Raw genomic sequence first — 18,837 nt, 5'->3', positions numbered from 1 at the left:
TTCATGGGAAGTGAAAGCAAGACCGACCTCATCCGGGTCCTCGGGCATCGCGATGCCCTGGCCGTGGCCTTCGGGGCGATGATCGGCTTCGGCTGGATCGTGCTGACGGGAACCTTCCTCGAGAGCGCCGGAACCCTCGGCGCCGCGCTGGCCTTCGTCCTGGGGGGCGTCGTCATCGCCTTCATCGGCCTGACCTACGCGGAGCTCGTCTCGGCGATGCCCTCGGTCGGTGGCGAGCACAACTACGTCATGCGCGCGATGGGCAGCCGACCTGCCTTCGTCACCTCGTGGGCCCTCGTCCTGGGCTACATCTCGGTGGTCGCCTTCGAGGCGGTGGCGCTGCCGGAGACGGTGCTCTACCTCTTCCCGGACATGCAGGTCGGCAAGCTGTGGACCGTCGCCGGGTACGAGGTGTACCTCAGCTGGGTCGCGGTGGGGGTCGGGGCGTCAGTCGTGATGACGCTGATCAACTACGTCGGTGTCCGTCCGGCGGCCGTGTTCCAGACCGTGGCCGTGCTCTTTCTCGGCGCCGTCGGCGTCGCGCTCCTGCTCGGCAGTGCCGTCGGGGGCGACACCGGGCACATGAGTCCACTCTTCACCGGTGGTGCCGCAGGGTTGATCTCGGTCCTCGTGGCCACCCCCTTCCTCTTCGTCGGCTTCGACGTCATCCCGCAGTCCGCCGAGGAGATCAACCTGCCGTACCGCAAGATCGGTCAGCTCCTGCTCGTCTCGATCGCCCTGGCCGTCTTCTGGTACGTGCTCATCATGATCACCGTGGGGATGTCGATGCCCGCGACCGAGCTCGCCGGGTCAGATCTTGCCGCTGCCGACGGGATGGCGGCGCTGTGGGGTAGTGACCTCATGGGCACGATCCTCGTGCTCGGGGGTATCGCCGGGATCCTCACCTCGTGGAACGGCTTCCTCATCGGCGCCAGCCGCCTGATCTACGCCATGGCCCAGTCGGGGATGCTGCCGTGGTGGTTCGGGGAGCTGCACCCGAAGTACCGCACCCCGTCGCACGCCCTGATCTTCATCGGCGGACTCTCCGTCCTCGCACCGCTCTTCGGTCGACAGACCCTGGTCTGGATGGTCGATGCCGGCGGCCTGAGCATCATCGTCGCCTGGGTGGTCGTGGCGCTGAGCTTCGTCATCCTCCGCCGACGGGAGCCGACGATGGAGCGCCCCTTCCGAGCGCCGGGTGGACAGGCGACGGGCGTGATCGCCGTCGTGCTCGGGGTGAGCCTGGGCGTCCTCTTCCTGCCGGGGATGCCGGCCGCCCTCATCTGGCCCTACGAGTGGCTGGTCATCGGCCTGTGGTGGCTGGTCGGGGTCGCCTTCCTCGTCCGCGTTCCCCGGGTCGGGCCGGGCGCCGACGCAGAGGACCGGGTCCTGGCCGCACTCAGGGGACGATGAGCGTGGAGTGGCACGACCCGGACTCCGGTGGCGCACTGGGCGGCGTTCGCGTCCTCGACCTCTCCCGGGTACTGGCCGGCCCCTACCTGACGATGCTGCTCGGTGACCTCGGCGCGGACGTCATCAAGGTCGAACGTCCCGACGGGGATGACACCCGAGGGTGGGGTCCGCCCCACTTCGACGGGGACGCGACGTACTTCCTCGCCGTGAACCGGAACAAGCGAACCCTGGTGGCGGACCTGCGGCAGGAGCGTGATCGCGAGGCAGTGCTTCGGCTGGCCCGACGGGCCGACGTCGTGGTGGAGAACTTCCGGCCGGGTGTCGCCGATCGCCTCGGTGTCGGTGAGGCAGACATCCGCGCGCTGGCTCCGGCGGTCGTCTACTGCTCCATCTCCGCCTTCGGCGACGCCCCCCAGGCGCGCGCCCTGCCCGGCTATGACCTGCTCGTGCAGGCGGTCGGGGGCATGATGAGCGTCACCGGCACCCAGGAGTCCGGGCCGACCAAGGCGGGTGTCGCCGTCGTGGACGTCCTGGCCGGACTGCACGCCTCGTCCGGTGTCCTGGCTGCCCTGCGGCACGCTGAGCGGACGGGGGAGGGGCAGCACGTCCGGGTCTCCCTGCTGGGGACGGCGCTGGCCTCCCTCGTCAACCAGTCCTCGGCCTACCTGCTCACGGGTACGGTTCCGGGACGGATGGGTAATGCCCACCCCAGCCTGGCGCCCTACGAGACCTATCGCTGCGCCGACGGCGAGATCGTCCTCGCCGTCGGCAACGACCGCCAGTTCCGTGATCTCGTCGGCGCCATCGACGCCCCCGGGTTGGCTGAGGATCCTCGGTTCGCGACCAACGCGGACCGGGTCGCCCACCGGGACGCGCTGCGCACGACCCTCGAGCGACTGTTCGCGACGGCGGATGTCGGGACGCTCGTGCCTCAGCTGTTGGCCCGGGGGGTTCCCGCAGGCGCGGTCAACGACCTGGCCGGCGCCTTCGCCCACGCGGAGGGGCTGGGCCTCGACGTCATCGCCGAGGTGGGTGAGCCGGGTCGGACGGTACGCACCGCCGCCAGCCCGATGCGCCTGTCCTCCACGCCGGTGACCTATCGGACGCCGCCGCCGCGCCTGCCCCCTCATGGGTCCGGGGGCCCGCACTGAGGGCGCGGTTGAGGGGATGGAAGCCGTCGGGACGGTTCACCCTCGGGGCAGGGGGCCCGCCGGTGACCACCGAACTGGTCCACATGCTCGTCGCCGAGCCGCACCGTCGTGCCGATGTCACCCACGTCGACGCTCTCGCTCACGTCGTGCGCGACTGAGTGCCATGGACCACCACCCGGGCGTGGAGCGGTTCGAGGCCGTGCACGAGCGACGTGAGCGCGAGCTCGAAGCTGTCGGCGTCGATCTCCTCGGCGTGCTGACCGATGAGATGCGCCTGGACCAGGTGCGGGTATCGATCGAGGTAGACCCGGGTGTCATCGGCGAAACCGCTTCCGAAGGGTGTGGTGGCGGAGCCGACGACGAGGTACTTCACCGACGCGGCGATCATCGTCGCGTAGCGAGGCGGCCACCCGTCGCCCACGAGGCCTCCGTGGACTCGGTCGGCCATCGACAGGAAGTCCGCGCGTTCACCGGTCCCGGCGGCCACGATCGAGGCGGCGTTCGGATGCGCCCGGAGCGCGGCCCGGTAGGACCGTCCCCAGATGAGCAGCCCGGTGGCCCAGCCCCGATCGAAGCCGGTCGTGTCCACCGGTCGGGTGAGCAGGTTGGCGACCGCGTCGAAGACCTCGTCACGGTTGGTGAAGTGACTGTAGAGCGAGGCTGCCTGCACGCCGAGGTGGCCGGCAAGGCGGCGCATGGAGAACCCCGCGAGGCCCTCCTCGTCGATGAGGTGCAGTGCGGCGTCGCGGATGGCGTCCCGGCTGAGGATCGGCGTCGAGGGGCGAGCCACGATCTGTTCCTTCCGTTGCAGAACCTAACGCTCGTAGGTTAGCGTATGCAGAAACCTCACACTGTTCGTTTTACCCCATCGGAGGACAACGATGAGCTCAGCCCAGACCCCGTCGGCCCTGTTCGGCATCGACGCGCTCCTGACCGAGGAGGAGCGCGCCATGCAGGAGACCGTGGCCCGATTCTGCACGGATCGACTCCGTCCGCACCTCGCGTCGTGGTACGAGCAGGGGGACCTCCCGGCCCGGGACCTCGCCCGGGAGCTCGGTGGGCTCGGGGTGCTGGGGATGCACCTGGAGGGATACGGCTGCGCGGGGACGAGCGCGACGGCCTACGGGCTGGCCTGCCTGGAGCTCGAGGCTGCTGACTCCGGTCTGCGCAGCCTGGTCTCGGTGCAGGGCTCGCTGGCGATGTTCGCGATCCACCGCTGGGGGAGCGAGGAGCAGAAGCAGGAGTGGCTGCCGCGGATGGCCCAGGGCGAGGCGATCGGGTGCTTCGGTCTGACCGAGCCCGACTTCGGTTCCGACCCGGCGGGCATGCGCACCCGAGCCCGGCACGACGGGGAGGACTGGGTCCTCAACGGCACGAAGATGTGGATCACCAACGGCTCCGTGGCCGATGTCGCCGTGGTCTGGGCGCGCACGGACGGCGATGACGGCACGGTGCGGGGCTTCGTCGTCCCCACGGACACCCCCGGCTTCTCCGCACCGAAGATCACCCAGAAGCTCTCCCTGCGCGCATCGGTGACCAGCGAGCTCGTCCTCGAGGACGTGCGTCTGCCGGCCTCGGCGATGCTGCCCGAGGCCCGTGGTCTCTCCGGGCCGCTGTCCTGCCTCAACGAGGCGCGTTTCGGGATCGTCTTCGGGGCGCTCGGCGCCGCACGCGACTGCCTCGACGCCACCTTGTCGTACGTCGGGGAGCGGGACATCTTCGGCAAGCCGCTCGCGGCCTACCAGCTGACCCAGGCCAAGCTGGCGGACATGAGCCTGGAGCTGGGCAAGGGCATGCTGCTCGCGATCCACCTCGGCCGGCTCAAGGACGAGGGACAGCTGCGGCCGGAGCAGGTGAGCCTGGGCAAGCTCAACAACGTCCGGGAGGCGATCGCCATCGCGCGCGAGTGCCGCACCCTCCTCGGGGCCAACGGGATCACCCTCGAGTACCCGGTCCTGCGCCACGCGAACAACCTCGAGTCCGTGCTCACGTACGAGGGGACCTCCGAGGTGCACCAGCTGAGCATCGGCCGGGCGCTCACCGGCCACTCCGCGTTCCGCTGATCGGCTCGGGCCGGCGCGTCAGGTCGCGATCGACCAGCCGAGGGTGACCAGGGCCAGCCCGAGGCAGAGGTTGAGCAGGACGTCGGCGAGTGCGTGGCCGGTGCGTCCGGCCCGAGCCGCGGACACGACCTCGACGGCGTGGGTGGCGAAGGTCGTGTAGGCGCCGCAGAAGCCGATGCCGACCAGGGGCAGCAGCCAGTCCGGCGCCGCACCGGCGGCATGACCCGCGACGAGGCCGAGCAGGAGCGAACCGCTCGCATTGATCGCGAGCACGGCGCCCGCAGGGGTGGCGCCGAGCCGCGCACGCATCCCCGTCGTCACGAGGTGACGGCACGCGGCACCGATCGCCGCACCGAGGGCGACGAGGAGCACGCTCACAGCTCCTCCTCGGTGATCGCTGCCGCCTGCGGCGCCGACCCGCCCCACAGCCGCTCGCCGAGCAGCAGTCCGGCCAGGGCTCCCAGCAGCCCGAGCACGAGGGTGGCGGCGAGGTAGCCGAGCAGCGAAGGGAGAGCCTCCCCGGCGAGCGTGCGCCCGTCGAGGGCGAAGGTCGAGTACGTCGTCCACCCACCGAGGAGGCCCACCGCGGCGAAGGGCCGCAGGAGAGGGTGGTGCTCACCGTGCTCGAGCCGGGCGACGACGAGTCCCAGCGCGAGCGCTCCCGAGACGTTGACGAGCAGGGTGCCCCAGACGGCGCCGCCGGCGGCCAGGGAGACCAGCCACCGACCCAGCGACCCGGCGGCCCCGCCCGCGGCGACGGCGGCGAGGACCCTCCCTTCGCTCATGCCCGCTTGGTCTCGAGGAACTCACCGATCCGGCCGATCGCCTCGGTCAGCACGTCCTCGTCGGGGAGCGTGACGAGCCGGAAGTGGTCGGTGTCCGGCCAGTTGAAGCCGGAGCCGTGGGTGACGAGGATCTTCTTGGCCTGCAGCAGCTCGATGACGAAGGCCTGGTCGTCGTCGATGCGGTACATCTGCGGGTCGAGGCGCGGGAAGCAGTAGAGCGCCCCCCGCGGCTCGACGCAGCTCACCCCGGGGATCTCGTTGAGCAGGCGCGAGGCGAGCTTGATCTGGTCGTGGTAGCGCCCGCCCGGGACGATGAGCTCGTCGATCGACTGGTAGCCGCCGAGCGCGGTCTGGATCGTGTGCTGCGCGGGGACGTTGGAGCACATGCGCATGTTCGCCAGGAGGGTCAGGCCCTCGAGGAAGTCCGCGGCCTCGTGCTTCGGGCCGGAGATCATCACCCAGCCGGCGCGGTAGCCGCAGACCCGGTAGGCCTTGGACAGCCCGGAGAAGGTGAGGCAGAGGACGTCGTCGTCGGCGTACTCCGCGGCGTGGTGGTGCACCGCGTCGTCGAAGACGATCTTCTCGTAGATCTCGTCGGCCATGACGACGAGATCGTGCCGCCGGGCGATGTCGACGAGCCCGCGCACGATCTCCGGAGAGTAGACCGCCCCCGTCGGGTTGTTCGGGTTGATGATGACGAGGGCATGGGTGTTCTCGGTGATCTTCGCCTCGATGTCCTCGAGGTCGGGGTTCCAGCCGTTGTCCTCGTCGCACCGGTAGTGCACCGGGGTGCCGCCGGCGAGCGAGACCGCGCCGGTCCACAGGGGGTAGTCGGGGGCCGGGATGAGGATCTCGTTGCCGTTGTCGACGAAGGCCTGCAGCACCATCGAGATCAGCTCGGAGACGCCGTTGCCGATGTAGACGTCCTCGACGGTCGTCTCCCGCAGGCCGCGCGCCTGGTAGTACTGCGCCACCGCCGTCCGCGCCGAGTAGATGCCCTTGCTGTCGACATAGCCCTGGGAGTCGCTCAGGTGCCGGGTCATGTCGGCGACGATCGCCTCCGGGGCCTCGAAGCCGAAGGGCGCGGTGTTGCCGATGTTCAGCTTGAGGATCTTGTGGCCCTCGGCCTCGAGGCGCTGGGCCTCGACGAGGATGGGCCCCCGCACGTCGTAACGGACGTCCTTGAGCTTCCGGCTCTGTCGGATGTGGCGCATGGCCGGAAGTCTCTCACCCCCGAAACGAGGTGACGCTGCTGACTCGACACCCGGGCACTGACTCGTGGGTAACCTCAGGGGATGGACACAGCGGCGGCGGGGTTGCCGGCACGGGTCAGGCGTGGTTACGGGCTCGGCTCGGTCGCGACGGGCGCCTTCGGGACCGTGCCCGGGCTGCTGCTCCTGCCCTACCTCACCGACCGGCTCGGCATCGCGGCCGGGCTCGCCGGACTGATCGTCCTGCTCCCGAAGGCCTGGGACGTCCTGCTCAACCCGGTCGCCGGACGCCTGTCCGACCGCAGCACCCACCCCGGCGGTCGCCGCCGGCCCTTCCTCATCCGGGCCGGCGCCGCCCTGGCCCTCCTCTTCGCGCTGCTCTTCGCCGGGCCGACGGCGCCACCGGCACTCGCGGCGGCCTGGGTGGCGCTGCTCTTCCTCGCCTGCGCGAGCGCCTACGCCTTCTTCCAGGTCCCCTACGTCTCGATGCCGGCGGAGCTGACGCGCGACTACGACGAACGCACCCGCCTGATGACCTGGCGCGTGGCCGTCCTCGCCCTGACGATCCTCGTCGCTGGCGGAGCCTCCCCGGCCCTGCGCGACGCGCTCGGCCCGGAGTGGGGGTACCGGGCCGTGGGGGTCTTCGTCGGTCTGCTGATCCTCCTCGGCGCCGTCGGGGCCTGGTGGGGGACGAAGGGGGTGGCCCCGGTCGAGCAGGTCGCCGCCGGTGGGTCACTCGCGGAGCAGCTGAGGGTCGTCGCCGGGGCGAAGGACTTCCGGGCCCTGCTGCTGACCTTCGCCCTCCAGGCGCTCGCGACGGGCACGATGCTCGCCGGGGTCGACTACATGGCCCGGTGGGTGCTCGGTGACTCGGGCGCCGCGACCATCCTGTTCGTCGCCTTCGTCGGTCCTGCTCTCGTCGTCACCCCGCTGTGGGAGCGGGTGGGCCGGCGGACCGGCAAGCGGCCCGCCTTCGTCGCCGCCTCCCTGTGCCTTGCCCTCGGAGCCGTGCTCGTGTGGGTCGTCCACGACCACGGCCTCGTCCCGGTCGCCCTCGCGCTCGCCCTCGTCGGCGTGGGCTACGCCGGGGCGCAGATGTTCCCCATGGCGATGCTCCCGGATGCGGCTGCGGTCGATGCCGATCGCAGTGGTGAGAACCGGGTCGGTGTCTACACCGGTGTGTGGACCGCCGCCGAGACCCTCGGCCTCGCGCTGGGGCCGGGTCTCTACGCCCTCGTCCTCGTCCTCGGGGGCTACGTCTCCTCCACCGACGGCGCCGCCGTCCAGCCCGACGGCGCCCTGACCGCGATGACGCTCGGCTTCACGCTCCTGCCCGCGACCCTCGTCCTGGGCTCCCTGCTCCTCCTGCGCCACTACCGGATCGACGAGGCGGCCGTCATCGCCGCCGGGAAGGACCTGCCATGAGTGCGACCGAAGGGGGCGCGACGCCCCTCGACTGGCGCCGCCCGGCCGGAGCGGACGAGGTGCGCTCCGCGCTCCTCGCGCTGCGCGCGGAGGACCTGCCGACCCACGGGGGGCGGACCCTGAGCTACGTCTACGACTCGGGCCTCTCCTCGGCGGACGAGATCGGCCGGGAGGCGCTGACGCAGTTCGCTGCGGCGAATGGCCTCGACCCGACGGCCTTCCCCTCGCTCGCCGCCCTCGAGTCCGACCTCGTCGCGCTCGCCCGCGACCTCCTCGACGGGCCGCCGGGCACCGTCGGGGCCGCCACCTCGGGGGGCACCGAGTCGCTCGTCCTGGCGGTGCTCGCCGCGCGCGACGGCAACCCGCAGGTGAGCCGTCCGCAGGTCGTCGTGCCGACGAGCGTGCACGCCGCCGTGCACAAGGCCGGTCACCTGCTCGGCATCGACATCGCCTCCGTGCCGGTCGATCCGCTGACCCTGCGCGCCGATCCGGCGGCGATGGCCGCGGCGGTCACGGACAGCACCGTCCTCGTCGTCGCGTCCGCGCCCTCCTACGCCCACGGGGTCATCGACCCGGTCGCCGAGATCGCCGCGATGGCGGCGGAACGAGGGATCCGCTGTCACGTCGACGCCTGCATCGGCGGCTGGGTGCTGCCCTTCCTCGACGACGTGCCGCCGTGGACCTTCGCCCTCGACGGCGTCACGAGCATCTCCGTCGACCTGCACAAGTACGCCTACACGCCCAAGGGCATCTCCCTGCTGCTCCACCGGGAACCCTCGCTGCGCAAGGGACACCTCTTCGCCTCGGCGGCCTGGCCCGGCTACACGATGCTCAACACCACCCTCCAGTCGACGAAGTCCGGCGGGCCGCTCGCCGCGGCCTGGGCCGTCGTCCACGCGATCGGTCTCGACGGGTACCGCGAGCTCGCCGGTCGGGCGCGGTCGGCGACCCTGGAGGTCGCCGAGTCCGTGGCGGGCATCGAGGGCCTGAGGGTGGTCGTCGCGCCGGACTCGACGCTGCTCGCGCTCGCCGCGGACGCGGGCTGCGACGTCTTCACCGTCGCCGACGAGATGGCCGCCCGGGGGTGGCTCGTCCAGCCGCAGATGTCCTTCGCCGACCTCCCTGCGACGCTGCACCTCACGCTGTGTGCGGCGACCGCCGCACACACGCGCGAGCTCGTCACGGCGCTCGCCGAGTCGGTGGCCGCGGCCCGGGCGGCCGGGCCGGTGCAGGTCGACCCCGACCTCGCCGCGGCGGCCCGGCAGATCGACCCGGACGGCCTCGACGAGGCCACCCTCGACGGGCTGCTCGCCATCGCCGGGCTGGCCGGCGACGGGGGCGCCCTCCGGGTGCCGACGAGGATGGCCGAGGTCAACGCCCTTCTCGACCTCGCCCCACCGGCCCTGCGCGAGGCACTGCTGCTCGCCGTCCTCGACCGCCTCACCCGCTGAGCCCGTACCTGCTCGGGCCGACCGCGGGCGCGCTGTCTCAGCCCGTGGCCTGTGACGGTCGTCCCCATCACAAAGTCACCGGAACCCTCGTCGGCTGTCGTAGGTTGCCCTGCGACCCACATCCACAACACCCCTGTACTGGAGTGACCATGCGACTTGGTGTACCCAAGGAGTCGAAGGCCGGGGAAACCCGCGTGGCCGCGACGCCGAAGACCGTGGAGGCGCTGATCAAGCTCGGCTACGACGTGAGCGTCGAGCCCGGCGCCGGAGCGGCCTCCGCCTACCCCGACCAGGGGTACGTCGACGCCGGAGCGACCGTCGGTGCCCCCGAGGAGGTGTGGGCCAGCGACATCGTCGCCAAGGTCAACGCCCCCACCGCGGAGGAGGTGCCCCGGCTGCGTTCCGGGGCGATCCTCGCCTCGTTGCTCTCGCCGGCCCTCAACCCGGACACCCTCGAGACGCTGCGCGCCCAGGGGGTGACCGCGATGGCGATGGACGCCGTCCCGCGCATCTCGCGGGCGCAGTCCCTGGACGTCCTCTCCTCGATGGCCAACATCGCCGGCTACCGCGCGGTGGTCGAGTCGGCCCACGAGTTCGGCGGACTCTTCACCGGTCAGGTCACCGCCGCCGGCAAGGTCCCGCCGGCGAAGGTCCTCGTCTGCGGAGCCGGCGTCGCCGGGCTCGCCGCGATCGGCGCGGCCGGGTCCCTCGGGGCCATCGTGCGCGCCTTCGACGTGCGCCCCGAGGTCGCCGAGCAGGTCGAGTCGATGGGCGCGGACTTCCTCGAGGTGGACCTTGGAGATGGAGCGCAAGAGGGCCAGTCTTCTGACGGCTACGCCAAGGAGGCGAGCGAGGACTTCAACGCCAAGGCCGCGGAGCTCTATGCCGAGCAGGCCAAGGACGTCGACATCATCATCACCACCGCACTCATCCCGGGTCGTGAGGCGCCGCGCCTGATCACCGAGGAGATGGTCGCGTCGATGAAGCCCGGCTCGGTCATCATCGACATGGCGGCCGGCTCCGGTGGGAACGTCGCCGGCTCCGTCGCGGACGAGCGCGTGGTCACCGACAACGGTGTGCGGATCATCGGGTACACCGACCTCGCCGGCCGACTGCCCACGCAGGCCAGCCAGCTCTACGGCACGAACATCGTCAACCTCCTGAAGCTCCTCACCCCGGCGAAGGACGGCGTCGCCGTCCTCGACCTGGAGGACACCGTCGTGCGCGGGATGACGGTGACGAAGGGGGAGGAGACCCTCTGGCCGCCGCCGCCCGTGCAGGTCTCGGCGGCCCCGGCCGCCCCGGCCGCCGCGGAGCCCGCTCCCGAGAAGGAGGTGAAGCCGGTCGACCCGAACCGCAAGTTCTGGCTCATCGGCGGCGCCGCCGCGCTCTTCCTCATCGCGGCCGCCTTCATGCCCGCGGCCTTCCTGTCGCACTTCATCGTCTTCGCCCTGGCGGTGGTCATCGGCTTCTACGTCATCGGCAACGTGCACCACGCACTGCACACCCCGTTGATGTCGGTGACCAATGCGATCTCCGGGATCATCGTGGTCGGTGCCCTGCTGCAGGTGACCTCGTCGAACCTGGCCATCCAGATCATCGCCGCCGCTGCGGTCTTCTTCGCCAGCATCAACGTCTTCGGTGGTTTCACGGTCACCAGCCGGATGCTCAACATGTTCCGGAAGGGCTGAGCCATGCTGTCCACCGTCGTCACCGCCGCCTACATCGTCGCGGCGCTGCTGTTCATCCTCAGCCTCGCGGGGCTGAGCAAGCACGAGTCGGCCCGTCACGGCAGCTGGTTCGGCATCGCGGGCATGGCCATCGCCCTGCTCGCCACGATCACCCTGGTCATCGACGGGGTGTACTCCGGACCGGGCTCGGCCGCGGATGCGGGCAAGTGGGGCCTGGGCGTCCTCGTGGTCACCATGGCCCTGGGTGGGTCGATCGGTGTGCGGATCGCTCGACGCGTCGAGATGACCGGCATGCCCGAGCTCATCGCGATGATGCACTCCTTCGTCGGTCTCGCCGCCGTGCTCGTCGGCTTCAACTCCTTCCTCGGCGCCCACGGCGACAGCCCGCAGGCCGTCGCCGAGCACGAGCGCCTCGAGGCGATGGACATGGTCGGCATCCACAACGGCGAGGTCTTCGTCGGGGTCTTCATCGGTGCCGTGACCCTCACCGGCTCGGTCGTCGCCTACCTCAAGCTCAGCGCGAAGATGAAGTCCTCGCCGCTGGTGCTGCCGATGCGTCACTGGCTCAACCTTGCGGCCGTGCTCGTCTCGGTGGCGCTGGGCGCCTGGTTCGTCATCTCCCCTTCGCTCGTCCCGCTGGTGCTCATGACGCTCATCGCACTGGCCTTCGGCTGGCACCTCGTCGCCTCCATCGGTGGTGGCGACATGCCGGTCGTGATCTCCATGCTCAACAGCTACTCCGGGTGGGCCGCGGCCGCCGCGGGCTTCATGCTCTCCAACGACCTGCTCATCGTCACCGGTGCACTCGTGGGCTCCTCGGGTGCCTTCCTGTCCTACATCATGTGCAAGGCGATGAACCGGTCCTTCATCTCCGTCATCGCCGGCGGCTTCGGCTCCGACGGCCAGGTGACCGGGGGTGGCGACGAGGACTACGGCGAGCACCGCGAGATCCAGGCCGATGCCGTGGCCGAGATGCTCGCCGACGCCTCCTCAGTGGTCATCGCCCCCGGGTACGGCATGGCCGTGGCCCAGGCGCAGTACCCGGTCGCCGACCTCACCGCCCAGCTGCGGGCGAAGGGGGTGGACGTCCGGTTCGCCATCCACCCGGTGGCCGGTCGCCTCCCGGGGCACATGAACGTCCTGCTGGCCGAGGCGAAGGTGCCCTACGACGTCGTCCTCGAGATGGACGAGATCAACGAGGACTTCCCGGCCACGGACGTCGTCCTGGTCATCGGCGCCAACGACACGGTCAACCCCTCGGCGGCGGAGGACCCGAGCAGCCCGATCGCCGGGATGCCGGTCCTCGAGGTCTGGAACGCGAAGGAGGTCATCGTCTTCAAGCGCTCGATGGCCACCGGGTACGCCGGGGTGCAGAACCCGCTGTTCTTCAAGGAGAACACCCAGATGCTCTTCGGCGACGCCAAGGAGCGCGTGGGGGACATCCTCAAGGTCCTCTGAGGCGCGGACCCGCACGAAGGGCGGTGCTCACCCACCCGGGTGAGCGCCGCCCTTCCTCGTGCCCCCCGTTTTCGCATCTGCCTAGGCAGATGCGAAGGGGGGTGGGCGGCGCGGCCCGCGGATGGTGACCGACTCAGTACGCGTCGGGGTCGTACGGGGGGAGCTCGCCGGTGTCGGCGTCGTGGTCGCGGCGCAGCAGGTCCCGGCTGCGGTAGATCGAGCCCTCCCGCTGGCGGTCGACGCCGTCCCCATCGCCCGGGCCGCCACCGACATAGACCCCGTCGACGACGCCCAGGCGGGTCGCGAAGTCCTGCGAGGTCTCCCACGCGGGCTGCTCCTCATCCCCGTTGTCGTCCTCGTCGTCCTCGTCGTGGAGGCTCATCCCGAAGACGACCGAGCAGATGGCCCGGTAGTTGTCGTCGGGGTCGGGGACGAACTCGATCTTGGACAGGGCCTGGTCCTGGCCGGCGCTCTCGAGGATGAAGGTGCCGTACCCGAGGACACGTCCGAGCAGCGAGCGCTCGTAGCCCATGTCGGTGACCTTCTTCAGCGGCATCATCGAGACCTTGTGGTTGATCCACCCCTCGAAGCGCACGATCCGCTTGTCGGTGGCCACGACCCGCGTGTGTCGCCACTCGATCCACTGCCACGCCGACCACCCGAGGACAGCCAGCCAGAAAAACCAGATGTAGGAGAGGAACCCGCTGTTGGCGTCGCTCACCGAGACGTCCAGCCACAGGCACAGTGCCGTGGCCGCGATGACGGCGGCCGCGGGCTTGACGAGGACGATCCCGTGGTGCCGGATCTCCGCCACCGGGTTCTCGCCGGGGAGGAGATAGCGCCGCAGTCCCCGGTGGGCGACCTCCTCGGCCATGACTACCTCGCGATGAGCGTGTCGAAGAACCGGCCGATGTTGCGCACACCGTTGGCGAGGACCTCCCAGGCGGAGCCGACGATGTTCGCGCCCTCGTCGGGGGAGGTCAGGATCGCGTAGAGCAGAAAGATCGTGAGCAGCCAGAGGACGATCTTCTTGATCGGCGGCGTGTTCATGACTCGTTCTTCTCCGTCAGTGGCGGGGCAGCTCCTGCACCCGGGCGGGCACAGTGGGACGTCTCAGTGTTGCAGATGTGACTGGTGTGACGAGCGACCTGTGGGGGTGGGCGCGTCAGACGATGCCGTACAGCCGGTCGCCGGCGTCGCCGAGGCCCGGAACGATGTAGCCATTCGTGTCGAGCTTCTCGTCGATGGCGCCGGTGACGAGGGTGATCGGCACGTTGAGGTTGCCGAGCTGCGTCTCCATGGCCTCGATGCCCTCGGGGGCGGCCAGGAGCGTCACGGCGGTGATGTCGTCGGCGCCGCGTTCGACGAGGTACTGGATCGACATCGCCAGCGTGCCGCCGGTCGCGAGCATCGGATCGATGACATAGCACTGGCGCCCGGAGAGGTCGTCCGGCAGGCGGTTGGCGTAGGTCACCGCCTCGAGGGTGTCCTCGTTGCGCAGCATCCCGAGGAAGCCCACCTCGGCGGTCGGCAGCAGCCGGACCATGCCCTCGAGCATCCCGAGGCCGGCGCGCAGGATCGGCACGACGAGCGGCTTGGGCGTCGAGAGCTTCATCCCGGTCGTCGCGGCGACGGGGGTCTCGATGTCGAAGGGCTCGCACCGCACCTCGCGGGTCGCCTCGTAGGCCAGGAGCGTGACGAGCTCGTCGACGAGCCGACGAAAGGTCGGGCTGTCGGTGTCCTTGTGCCGGAGGTAGGTCAGCTTGTGGGCGATGAGCGGGTGGTCGGCGACGATGACGCGCATGGGCCCGAAACTACCGTGCGGGAGACTGTGGGCGTGACCCACGACCCCGCCCGTCCGCGCCGACTCGAGGAGGAGGCGTGGATGGCGCGCGCCCTCGAGCTGGCCGCAGACGCCGCGACAGGCGGGGACGTGCCGGTGGGGGCGGTCGTCGTGGACGCCGACGGAGCGATCATCGGCGAAGGGCGCAACACCCGCGAGCGCGACGGTGACCCGACCGGTCACGCCGAGATCATCGCCCTTCGGTCCGCCGCGGAGGCGAAGGGGGAGTGGCGCCTGGACGGGTGCACCCTGGTCGTCACCCTCGAGCCCTGCCCGATGTGCGCCGGCGCGGCGGTCCTCGCCCGCGTCCCGAGGGTCGTCCTCGGCGCCTGGGACCCGAAGATGGGCGCCTGCGGGTCGGTGTGGGACATCCCCCGTGACCGGCGTTCTGTCCACCGGGTCGAGGTCATCGGTGGGGTCCGGGAGAGCGAGTGTTCCAGGGCGCTGCGCGAGTTCTTCGCCCGACAGCGCGTCCCGGACTGATGCGGTCATCCAACACGGATGATGACGCGGCGCGATCCGCGATGCCACGGTGACTGGACCGACGCCGACGAGGTGCCCTCGAGAGGATTCGCCATGACGACCACCGCGGACCGACACGCACGATCCATGTTGCCGATACCGGACCGGCCGACGTCGGGGCTGACGACCTATGACGCCAAGGACCCCGACACCGCCTTCCTGCCCATCGAACCCCTGCTGCCGCCGGCCGGCGCTCCGAATGTCCTCGTGGTGCTTCTCGACGACGTCGGCTTCGGCGCGTCCAGTGCGTTCGGGGGTCCGTGCCGGACGCCCGTGGCCGATCGACTCTCCGGTGACGGGCTGCGCTTCAACCGCTTCCACACCACGGCCCTGTGCGCCCCCACCCGGCAGGCGCTGCTCACCGGTCGCAACCACCACTCGGTGGGGATGGGCAGCATCACCGAGACGGCGACGTCCGCGCCGGGCAACAGCTCGGTGCGTCCGAACACGAAGGCGCCGCTGGCGATGACGTTGAAGCTCAACGGGTACTCCACGGCCCAGTTCGGCAAGTGCCACGAGGTCCCGGTGTGGCAGTCCTCGCCCATGGGCCCCTTCGACGGGTGGCCCTCGGCCGGCGGCGGCTTCGAGACGTTCTACGGGTTCATCGGCGGTGAGAACAACCAGTACGACCCGGCCCTGTACAACGGGACCAGGCCTGTGGAGCCACCCGGCACGGAGGAGGAGGGCTACCACCTCACCGAGGACCTGGCGGATCGGGCCTGTGCCTGGGTGCGCCAGCAGAAGGCGTTGATGCCGGATCGTCCCTTCTTCATGTACTTCGCCCCCGGCGCGACCCACGCCCCCCACCACGTCCCCGTGGAATGGGCGGACAAGTACGCAGGCCAGTTCGCCGGAGGGTGGGACGCCCTGCGCGAGCAGACCATCGCCCGGCAGAAGGAACTCGGGGTCATTCCCCAGGACGCCGTGCTGACCCCTCGGCACGACGAGATCCCGGCGTGGGACGCGATGCCCGAGGAGCTCAAGCCCGTGCTGGAGCGCCAGATGGAGGTCTACGCCGGATTCCTGGAGCACACCGACCACCACGTGGGTCGGGTCGTCGACACGATCGATGACCTCGGCGTCCTGGACAACACGATCATCTACTACATCCTCGGTGACAACGGCGCCTCGGCCGAGGGCACGACCCAGGGCGCATTCAACGAGATGGCCAACTTCAACGGCATGGCCGCGCTGGAGACCCCGGAGTTCATGGTCTCCAAGATCAACGAGCTCGGCACGCCGAGCTCGTACAACCACTACGCGGTCGGCTGGGCGTGGGCCCTGAACACGCCCTTCCAGTGGACGAAGCAGGTGGCCTCGCACTGGGGTGGAACACGCAACGGGACGATCGTGCACTGGCCGGAGGGAATCGATGACCCCGGCGGGCTGCGCACCCAGTTCGCCCACGTCATCGACATCGCACCCACGATCCTCGAGGCGGCCGGACTGCCCGAGCCGACCATGGTCAACGGTGTGCAGCAGTCGCCCATGGAGGGCACGAGCATGCTCTACAGCTTCCGCGGTGCGGATGAGGCGGAGCGTCATGACCTGCAGTACTTCGAGATGTTCGCCAACCGCGGGATCTACCACAAGGGGTGGAGCGCGGTCACCAAGCACCGCACCCCGTGGGTGATGGTGGGGGGCGAGCTGCCCGCCTTCGACGACGACGTCTGGGAGCTGTACGACGGCAACGAGGACTACAGCCAGGCCCGGGACCTGGCGGCCGAGCGCCCTGAGCTGCTCGCCTCGCTGCAACGGCTCTGGCTCATCGAGGCCGTGAAGTACAACGTGCTCCCGATGGATGACCGCCTCATCGAGAGGGCCGTGCCGGAGATCGCTGGACGGCCGACCTTGGTCCACGGCACCTCCCAGCTGTTCTTCCCCGGGATGGGACGCCTGTCGGAGAACAGTGTCGTGAACATCAAGAACAAGTCCTTCTCGGTGACCGCGGAGATCAGCGTCCCCGAGGGGAAGGTCGCGCACGGTGTGGTCATCGCGCAGGGCGGGCGGTTCGGGGGATGGGCGTTCTACGCGAGGGAAGGAAGGGTGAAGTTCGTCTACAACGTCCTGGGGATCCACGCCTTCCCCGTGGAGGCCGACGCGCTCCTCCCTTCGGGCACGCACCAGATCCGCATGGAGTTCGCCTATGACGGTGGGGGACTGGCGAAGGGTGGCGACGTCACCCTCTTCCACGACGGCACCGAGGTGGGGTCCGGTCGGGTGGCGATGACACAGCCGATGGTCTTCTCCGCGGACGAGACCACGGACATCGGGTACGAGTCCGGGACCACCGTCGTCGACGACTACACCAGCCGGACGAGTCACTTCACCGGAAGGCTCCACTGGGTGCAGATCGACCTGGGGCTCGACGACCACGACCACTTCATCGACCCCGAGGAACGATTCCGGATCGCGATGGCGCAGCAGTGAGACGTGTGCTGCGATTCGGGATGAGGCCGGCTCTCTTGTAAGGTGCTCCGCGGTGGCGTGTCCGAGCGGCCTAAGGAGAACGCCTCGAAAGCGTTTGTGGGTTGACGCCCACCGTGGGTTCAAATCCCACCGCCACCGCCAGGCGGCCGTGACGAGAGTCAGGGCCTGCAGTTGACGAGATCCCGTCCGAGGTTCGCCTCGGGCGGGATCTCGTCGTCCGGGCCGCTCGCGGACGTGTGCACGACCGCGGTGGGGTGCCGGTCAGGTCAGACGGAAGACGTAGGCGAACGCGGTCCGGGTGTAGGTCACTCCCCGGCCGGTGCTGCGGATGAGGTCGGGGTCGGCGGCCTCCGGTGACTTCGGGATGAGGTGGCTCTCCAGCGCGGTGCTGTCGAGGCGGTACTCGTCCTCGTCGTGGAGTACCGCGTGGACGAGCTCGAGCCGCGGGTCGAGCGCGGCCAGGCTGGCGTCGCCATGACTGGTGTTGGCCAGGAACAGGCCGCCTCGCGTGAGGTAGGGCCGGCAGTGGTCCCACGCGGGCCCGGCGTAGAGCGAGATGAGCAGGTCGAATCCCCCTCTGGGCAGGTCGAGGGGGGTGGTGTAGTCGGCGTGGAGGAACTGGATGTCCGCTCCCGCTCCCGGGCGGGTGCGCCCCTCGAGCTCGGTCGCGACCAGTTCGTGGTCCGCGAAGTAGCGTGCGGCGCGGCGGTCGGTGTCGAGGTAGGTGACCGACGGGATCGCCGTCGAGGGCGAGGCGTCCAGGTAACTGCCCGGGTAGAGGGCCCGCGCGGGGGCCCAGTCCCTCGCGAGGGCTGCGAACAGGCCCGACCTGTCTCCGATGGATCGTCGGTAGGTCGCCCATGAGGGTCTGGCGGGCCGATGGCGGTGTTGTCCGCGGGGGGTCATGCGGCCTCCAGGGCGTTGGTCTCCCCCGATTGTGCCGGACCCTCCCGTGCGCACGCCGGGACGGGCGGCCACCTCTCGGCGGCCGGTGAGGTCTGGTTGCATGTGTGCCATGCGTCGTCCAGCTCGGGTCCTCCTGTCCGCTGCCGCTCTCGTGGCCGTCACGCTGCCGCTGGGCGCGTGCGAGACCTACAGCGCCACGTGCGACACCGACACGACCTGCTCGATCGAGATCCAGGGCAGCAAGTTCAACGAGTTCCCCCGTCCCTACGACGCCGGCGAGGGGACCGAGCCGGACGGCGCGAGGGACCGCATCCGCCTGGTCGAGGCCACCCAGGGCGGCGAGGCGACGATCCAGGCCGGCGGCCAGGACAACGCGTGCTCCGAGGGCGAGAGCTTCGTGGTCGAGGACACGACGATCACCTGCGAGGTGGTCGGTGACGACGCGGTGGAGTTGAGCTCGACCCGCTCGTGACCGCGAACGCCCGGGC

18 protein-coding genes and 1 tRNA gene are annotated in these 18,837 nt (G+C 70.2%); 11 read left to right on the top strand and 8 right to left on the bottom strand.

Annotated elements, in window-relative coordinates:
- The first annotated feature begins 3 nt into the window (after nt 1-3).
- The gene (locus ACR9E9_RS00275; RefSeq protein WP_435200512.1) at nt 4-1,413 is read left to right on the top strand and encodes an APC family permease; all 1,410 of its coding nucleotides are present in this window, start codon (nt 4-6) and stop codon (nt 1,411-1,413) included.
- Complete coding sequence (locus tag ACR9E9_RS00270; RefSeq protein WP_435200510.1) at nt 1,410-2,564, top strand: CaiB/BaiF CoA transferase family protein; 1,155 nt, start codon at nt 1,410-1,412, stop codon at nt 2,562-2,564. The genes ACR9E9_RS00275 and ACR9E9_RS00270 overlap by 4 nt, the downstream gene beginning before the upstream one ends.
- 139 nt (nt 2,565-2,703) lie before the next feature.
- Here the strand turns inward: ACR9E9_RS00270 and ACR9E9_RS00265 are convergent, their stop codons facing one another.
- Nucleotides 2,704-3,354 carry a TetR/AcrR family transcriptional regulator gene (locus ACR9E9_RS00265; protein ID WP_435200508.1) on the bottom strand — a complete coding sequence of 217 codons (651 nt, stop codon included), beginning with the start codon at nt 3,352-3,354 and terminating at the stop codon, nt 2,704-2,706.
- Nucleotides 3,355-3,445: 91 nt separating this feature from the next.
- On the opposite strand from ACR9E9_RS00265, the gene ACR9E9_RS00260 reads away from it, so the two are divergent.
- Entirely contained in the window at nt 3,446-4,627 is a 1,182-nt protein-coding gene (locus tag ACR9E9_RS00260; RefSeq protein WP_435200506.1) for an acyl-CoA dehydrogenase family protein, read from the top strand.
- An 18-nt stretch (nt 4,628-4,645) separates the two neighbouring features.
- On the opposite strand, the gene ACR9E9_RS00255 is transcribed toward ACR9E9_RS00260, so the two are convergent.
- From ACR9E9_RS00255 to ACR9E9_RS00245, 3 genes are read right to left on the bottom strand one after another with little or no spacing between them, the layout of a single operon-like run.
- Entirely contained in the window at nt 4,646-5,005 is a 360-nt protein-coding gene (locus tag ACR9E9_RS00255) for a fluoride efflux transporter FluC (protein ID WP_435200504.1), read from the bottom strand.
- Nucleotides 5,002-5,412, bottom strand: a complete 411-nt coding sequence (locus ACR9E9_RS00250) for a FluC/FEX family fluoride channel (RefSeq protein WP_435200502.1) — start codon at nt 5,410-5,412, stop codon at nt 5,002-5,004. Before ACR9E9_RS00250 ends, ACR9E9_RS00255 begins: the two co-directional genes overlap by 4 nt.
- A complete protein-coding gene (locus ACR9E9_RS00245) occupies nt 5,409-6,626 on the bottom strand; it encodes a pyridoxal phosphate-dependent aminotransferase (protein ID WP_435200500.1) in 1,218 nt (405 codons plus the stop codon). The genes ACR9E9_RS00250 and ACR9E9_RS00245 overlap by 4 nt, the downstream gene beginning before the upstream one ends.
- 81 nt (nt 6,627-6,707) lie before the next feature.
- Here ACR9E9_RS00245 and ACR9E9_RS00240 point away from each other — a divergent pair, with 81 nt between their 5' ends.
- From ACR9E9_RS00240 to pntB, 4 genes are all read left to right on the top strand, one after another.
- Complete coding sequence (locus ACR9E9_RS00240; protein ID WP_435200498.1) at nt 6,708-8,048, top strand: MFS transporter; 1,341 nt, start codon at nt 6,708-6,710, stop codon at nt 8,046-8,048.
- Nucleotides 8,045-9,499, top strand: coding sequence for a pyridoxal phosphate-dependent decarboxylase family protein (locus ACR9E9_RS00235; protein WP_435200496.1), 1,455 nt, complete (start codon nt 8,045-8,047; stop codon nt 9,497-9,499). The genes ACR9E9_RS00240 and ACR9E9_RS00235 overlap by 4 nt, the downstream gene beginning before the upstream one ends.
- A gap of 149 nt (nt 9,500-9,648) precedes the next feature.
- Nucleotides 9,649-11,190 (top strand): Re/Si-specific NAD(P)(+) transhydrogenase subunit alpha, encoded by a 1,542-nt coding sequence (locus ACR9E9_RS00230; protein ID WP_435200494.1) that lies wholly within the window; start codon nt 9,649-9,651, stop codon nt 11,188-11,190.
- 3 nt (nt 11,191-11,193) lie between these two features.
- Nucleotides 11,194-12,648: a Re/Si-specific NAD(P)(+) transhydrogenase subunit beta gene (gene pntB / locus ACR9E9_RS00225; RefSeq protein ID WP_435200492.1), complete on the top strand. Its 1,455-nt coding sequence runs from the start codon at nt 11,194-11,196 to the stop codon at nt 12,646-12,648.
- A 133-nt stretch (nt 12,649-12,781) separates the two neighbouring features.
- On the opposite strand, the gene ACR9E9_RS00220 is transcribed toward pntB, so the two are convergent.
- From ACR9E9_RS00220 to upp, 3 genes are all read right to left on the bottom strand, one after another.
- A complete protein-coding gene (locus ACR9E9_RS00220) occupies nt 12,782-13,522 on the bottom strand; it encodes a PH domain-containing protein (RefSeq protein ID WP_435200490.1) in 741 nt (246 codons plus the stop codon).
- Nucleotides 13,523-13,524: 2 nt separating this feature from the next.
- Nucleotides 13,525-13,698 carry a hypothetical protein gene (locus tag ACR9E9_RS00215; RefSeq protein ID WP_435200488.1) on the bottom strand — a complete coding sequence of 58 codons (174 nt, stop codon included), beginning with the start codon at nt 13,696-13,698 and terminating at the stop codon, nt 13,525-13,527.
- 115 nt (nt 13,699-13,813) lie between these two features.
- Nucleotides 13,814-14,452, bottom strand: a complete 639-nt coding sequence (upp, locus tag ACR9E9_RS00210; protein ID WP_435200486.1) for a uracil phosphoribosyltransferase — start codon at nt 14,450-14,452, stop codon at nt 13,814-13,816.
- Nucleotides 14,453-14,485: 33 nt separating this feature from the next.
- Between upp and ACR9E9_RS00205 the strand changes: the two genes are divergently transcribed.
- From ACR9E9_RS00205 to ACR9E9_RS00195, 3 genes are all read left to right on the top strand, one after another.
- A complete protein-coding gene (locus tag ACR9E9_RS00205) occupies nt 14,486-14,974 on the top strand; it encodes a nucleoside deaminase (protein WP_435200485.1) in 489 nt (162 codons plus the stop codon).
- Nucleotides 14,975-15,067: 93 nt separating this feature from the next.
- Nucleotides 15,068-17,443 (top strand): arylsulfatase, encoded by a 2,376-nt coding sequence (locus ACR9E9_RS00200; RefSeq protein ID WP_435200483.1) that lies wholly within the window; start codon nt 15,068-15,070, stop codon nt 17,441-17,443.
- A gap of 51 nt (nt 17,444-17,494) precedes the next feature.
- Nucleotides 17,495-17,584, top strand: a tRNA-Ser gene (locus ACR9E9_RS00195).
- A 120-nt stretch (nt 17,585-17,704) separates the two neighbouring features.
- On the opposite strand, the gene ACR9E9_RS00190 is transcribed toward ACR9E9_RS00195, so the two are convergent.
- Nucleotides 17,705-18,349: a hypothetical protein gene (locus tag ACR9E9_RS00190; protein ID WP_435200481.1), complete on the bottom strand. Its 645-nt coding sequence runs from the start codon at nt 18,347-18,349 to the stop codon at nt 17,705-17,707.
- 109 nt (nt 18,350-18,458) lie between these two features.
- Between ACR9E9_RS00190 and ACR9E9_RS00185 the strand changes: the two genes are divergently transcribed.
- Nucleotides 18,459-18,821, top strand: a complete 363-nt coding sequence (locus tag ACR9E9_RS00185; RefSeq protein WP_435200479.1) for a hypothetical protein — start codon at nt 18,459-18,461, stop codon at nt 18,819-18,821.
- Nucleotides 18,822-18,837 lie beyond the last annotated feature (16 nt).

The sequence above is a fragment of the Janibacter sp. GS2 genome, from assembly GCF_051200835.1.
Taxonomy (GTDB): Bacteria; Actinomycetota; Actinomycetes; order Actinomycetales; family Dermatophilaceae; genus Janibacter.
This window is presented reverse-complemented; position numbering and strand designations above follow the sequence as displayed.